The following is a 4,424-nucleotide window of genomic DNA, read 5'->3' as shown; positions in this document are numbered from 1 at the left end:
ATACCGGTCCAGGCGTTCTATCGCCATGCCGACATGGACGAGGTGGCGCTTTCGCCCTCGGGTCGGCAGCTCGCGCTGACGTCGGGCGTGGGCAGCGACCGGGTGGCGCTGGCGGTCTTCGACCTGGCGGGCGGTGCGCAGCCACGCATCGTGGCCCGCTTCGATGACGCGGACATTTACTCCTTCCGCTGGGTGAACGAGGAGTACCTCGTCTTCAACCTCGTCGACCGCACGCTCGGCGGCGGCGATCAACGCCGCGCGCCAGGGCTGTTCAGCGTGAAGGCCGACGGCTCGGGCATGCGCCAGCTGATCAAGATGCGCCGCGACGTCTACGTCTCGCAGCGCCAGAACGAGCGCCTGCTCGAGTGGGACCACGAACTGCTCTCGGTGCCCGAGACGGGCGAGGCCAAGGTCATCGTCGGGCGTGTCTCGCGCAGCGCGATCGGCGATGTCGAATCGATCGCGCCGCTTCTCCTGGACGTGCAGACACAGCAGACCCGATCGCTCGCCATGGGCGCACCGGATGGCGCCACCGGCTGGTGGTTCGACGCCAAGGGCCGTCCCTGGCTGGTCTCGACCACGCGCGACGGGACGAGCACCTACCACTGGCGCCGCTCGGAAGACAGCGGCTGGAAACCGATCGCCAGCGGCCCCAGCCTGCGCATGCCGTTCCTGGCGCACACCACCGATACCGACGGGCAGCTCTTCGTGACCCTGGCACGTGGCGAGGCGGGATACCGCGCGCTCTACCGCTTCGACTTCGCCAGCGGCAAGCCCGAGCCGTCGCCACTGGTGAGCACGCCCGGTTTCGACTTCTCCGGCAGGCTGGTGGGCAGCTACGGCGAAGGCCGCACGCTGGGCGTGCGCACGACCACGGACGCGGAGACCACGGTCTGGTTCGATCCGCGCCTGCGCCAGCTTCAGAAGGCGGTCGACCTGCGGCTGCCCGGCCGCGTGAACCGGCTCACCTGCCGCCGATGCCAGGCCGACGACGCCGTGGTGCTGGTTCGTTCGTGGTCGGACCAGCATCCGGGCGAGTACTGGATTTACCGGCCGGTGGGCGACCAGTGGCAGCGCGTGGGCGCGGTCCGTGGCGACATCGATCCGCGTCGCATGGGGCAGCTCGACCTCCACCGCATCAAGGCGCGCGACGGCCTGGAGATTCCCGTCTGGGTGACGCGCCCCGCGGGCGATGCCGCTGTGCCGCGCCCGGCCGTGCTGCTGGTGCACGGCGGCCCCTGGGTGCGCGGACGCCGCTGGGAATGGAACGCGGATGCGCAGTTCCTCGCATCGCGAGGCTACGTGGTGATCGAACCCGAGTTTCGCGGCAGCGCGGGCTACGGCGTGCGCCACTTCGAGGCTGGCTGGAAGCAGTGGGGCGCGGCCATGCAGGACGATCTGATCGACGCCGTGAAGTGGGCCGCCGGACGAGGCTGGATCGACCCGAAACGGGTGTGCGTCGCCGGCGGGAGCTACGGAGGCTACGCGACGCTGATGGGGCTGGCGCGCGACCCCGAGGTCTTTCGTTGCGGCGCGGCCTGGGTGGCCGTCACCGATCCGCGCCTGCTCTTCGGCCTGCCCTGGGTGAACGACATCTCGCAGGAGGCCAGGCGCCACTCGCTGCCGGTGCTGATCGGGGATCCGAACACGGAGGTCGAGCGGCTGGCTGCCATAGCTCCCGTGGAGCTGGCGCATCGCATCAAGGCACCACTGTTGCTGGCCTACGGGCGCGAGGACACGCGCGTTCCGCTGGAACACGGCGAGCGCATGCGTGCGGCGCTGCGCAAGGCCGGCAACGATCCGCAATGGGTGCTCTACGCCGACGAGTGGCACGGCTGGTTCAAGGCCGAGACCCGCTACGACTTCGCGCAGCGGCTCGAGGCCTTCCTGGCTTCCAGCCTGAAGTGATCATCGCGCCTGCCGCCCGATCGGCGGCCGCCAGCTCACCAGCGCATCGAGCTCGGCCTCGCGGCGCTCGCGCGGCAGCCGCTTGATGCCCTTGAGCACGGCGGCGGCGCGCTCGCGTGCGGCGTCCTCGTCGCGCGCCCAGCGCTGCAGCTGCTGGTCGGGGTTGACCAGCAGGCTGGCCAGCCAGGCGGCCTCGTGCGGCTTGAGCTGGTTGGCGCGCTTGCCGAGGTGGTGGCGTGCCGCGGCCTCGGCGCCGCAGATGCCGTCGCCCCAGGGCAGCACGGCCAGGTAAAGCTGCAGGATGCGGCCCTTGCCTAGCGTGCGCTCCATCTCCACCGCATACAGCCACTCGCGCAGCTTGCGCGCCGGGTCGCGCGCGTCGCCGGTGTAGAGCAGCTTGGCGAGCTGCTGCGTGATGGTGCTGGCGCCCTGCAGCTTCTGGCCGTCACGTTGGTTGGCCATCAACACCGCGAGCCAGGCGTCGAGCTCGTAGCCGGGGTGCTCGAAGAAGCGTGCATCCTCGGCGGCGATCACCGCGTTCTGGATCCAGCCTCCGACGCGGCCGATGGCCGGCTGCGGCCGGCAGCGCGCCGCCACGTCGACGTCGCGCAGCGTCTCGGTGCCCAGTCCGTCGACCGACACGTCGGCCAGCTTCGGCACCAGCTTCGCGAAGTACAGCCCTTCCGCGCCCCATGTGGCCGTGGCGCGCAGCGAGACCGTGCCGTCGATGCGTGCGCGCCGCGCTTCGGGCAGCGCCTCGCCGAACACCGCCATTACGCGCGCCAGCGGCGTGGGCGCCAACTCGGCCTGCAGCGCGAGGCCTTCGCGCTTCAGTTCGCCGCGCCAGCGCAGTGTCACCGGCGCCTCGGCCGCGCCCAGGCGCAGCGTGCCGTCGAAACGATCGGCACCACGCACGTCGGCGATCAGCCGCGCTTCGTCGATCGCCACCGGCTGCGGGCCGAGCGCATCGAGCTGCACACGGCAGGGCGCGCAGCGCGCTTCGAGGCGATGCCCTGCGGCGCTCTCCACCCGCCAGTCACCCAGGCGGCGGCCGACCAGCTGCGGCATCACCAGCGGGTGCGTGGCCCAGCGCAGCAGCGTGGGCACGCTGGCCCGGTGCTCGAACTTCCAGAGCGCAAGCCGGGCCGTCCACTCGCCCGGCTGCGGCGCCACCGCGTTCCAGGCCAGCGCCGCCAGTGCGGCGATCACCAGCACCCCGGCCAGCAGCACGCCGGCCAGAAACTTCAGCAGTCGTTTGATCACATCGCCTCCACCACGGTCACCGCTTGCCAGGGCCCCTTCGATCGGCCCAGCACCGCCGCCCAGAACCACGACGACGGATCGACGAAGGCCTCGCCGTCGCCACCCGCGAGCGGCTCGATGCGCTCGCACACGCGCAGCCGCGCGCCATCGCCCGCCTCCGCCGCGAAGCAGCGCCACAGGCGCTGCTGCGCGTCGTGCTCCAGCCGGGCCTGCTCGATGCGGTAGCCCAGGCCGCGGAAGCAGTCGGCGGCCGGATGCAGCATGCGTGTCGGCTCGTGCACGCGGCGCAGCACCAGCACGCGCTGGCCGTCGGAGAAGCGGGCGATCGCGCCGGGAAAGCGTGCCGCGAAGCGCTGCTCCACCTCGCTGGTGGCCAGCGGCCGCAGCGCGCGGCCTTCCCACTCGTGCGGCCACTCGGCGTGGCGTGCCGTCGCTTCGACACGCGGCGCCGACAGCAGCGGCAGCGCGGCCGACAGCGCCAGCAGCAGCATCGCCAGCGCCGGCCAGTGGCGCTGCCAGAGTTCAGGCGATCGCATCACGGCGGCCTCCCTTCGCGATCACCCCGACCACCGCAGCGCACACCAGCGCCAGCGCGGCCAGGCCGATGCCCTCGTGCAGCGCTGCGGCCAGGCCCTGCGGGCGCGACTCCAGAGCGACCAGCACGGTGTTGCGCAGCACGTTGCCGCCCAGCACGATCACGCCGACCCACGGCAGGCGGCGCACGAAGTCGCCATCGCGTAGGCTCACCAGCGCCGCCACCGCACAGGCGCAGAACCAGGCCATCCAGGCCATCTGCACGCCCGAGCAGGGCGCGTCGACGATCACCAGCCGGCCCTGCACCAGCATGGCCGTGCCGCTGCGCTCGGCCTCGAGGCCGACCAGCTGCAGCAGCCCCGCGCTGGCCTGCGCGGTGACCACGCGCAGCGGATAGCCGCCGTAGTACTGCAGCGAGGCGATCCACGGCAGCGCCAGCAGCACCAGGCCGGCCAGCGGCGCGCGCGACCCATTCACCGGCAGCCAGGCCATCAGCGCGGCGGCCAGCGCCAGCGCAGCGATCAGCGCACAGGCCAGCGGCGGCGCAACCAGCAACGCGGCGTTGGCGAGCGGCGTGAGCGCCACGCCCGTGGCCAGCCAGCCGATGTGCGGCGCAATGCGCAGCGTGTGCGCCCGCGTGGCCAGCAGCATCAGCAGCACGGCCAGCGCGGCCAGGCCGAGCGGCTGGTCGGAGCCGTCGCGAACGCGCGCCAGCATCC

The 4,424-nt window shown here is 72.3% G+C and carries 4 protein-coding genes; 1 reads left to right on the top strand and 3 read right to left on the bottom strand.

Features of this window, described 5'->3' with window-relative positions:
* On the top strand, nucleotides 1-1,908 hold a 1,908-nt coding region (locus tag AB7U92_RS22530), incomplete at its 5' end, for an alpha/beta hydrolase family protein (RefSeq protein ID WP_428582307.1).
* On the opposite strand, the gene AB7U92_RS22525 is transcribed toward AB7U92_RS22530, so the two are convergent.
* From AB7U92_RS22525 to xrtQ, 3 genes are all read right to left on the bottom strand, one after another.
* Nucleotides 1,909-3,171 carry a biosynthetic peptidoglycan transglycosylase gene (locus AB7U92_RS22525; RefSeq protein ID WP_428582305.1) on the bottom strand — a complete coding sequence of 421 codons (1,263 nt, stop codon included), beginning with the start codon at nucleotides 3,169-3,171 and terminating at the stop codon, nucleotides 1,909-1,911.
* Nucleotides 3,168-3,707, bottom strand: a complete 540-nt coding sequence (locus AB7U92_RS22520; protein WP_428582309.1) for a hypothetical protein — start codon at nucleotides 3,705-3,707, stop codon at nucleotides 3,168-3,170. Before AB7U92_RS22520 ends, AB7U92_RS22525 begins: the two co-directional genes overlap by 4 nt.
* The coding region (gene xrtQ, locus AB7U92_RS22515; protein WP_428582303.1) for an exosortase Q at nucleotides 3,694-4,424 on the bottom strand (731 nt) is incomplete at its 5' end. The genes AB7U92_RS22520 and xrtQ, both read right to left, overlap by 14 nt.

Source organism: Piscinibacter sp., from assembly GCF_050175855.1.
GTDB lineage: Bacteria > Pseudomonadota > Gammaproteobacteria > Burkholderiales > Burkholderiaceae_C > Piscinibacter.
Note: the sequence above shows the minus strand (reverse complement) of the source record. Positions and strands in the feature narration are given on the sequence as shown.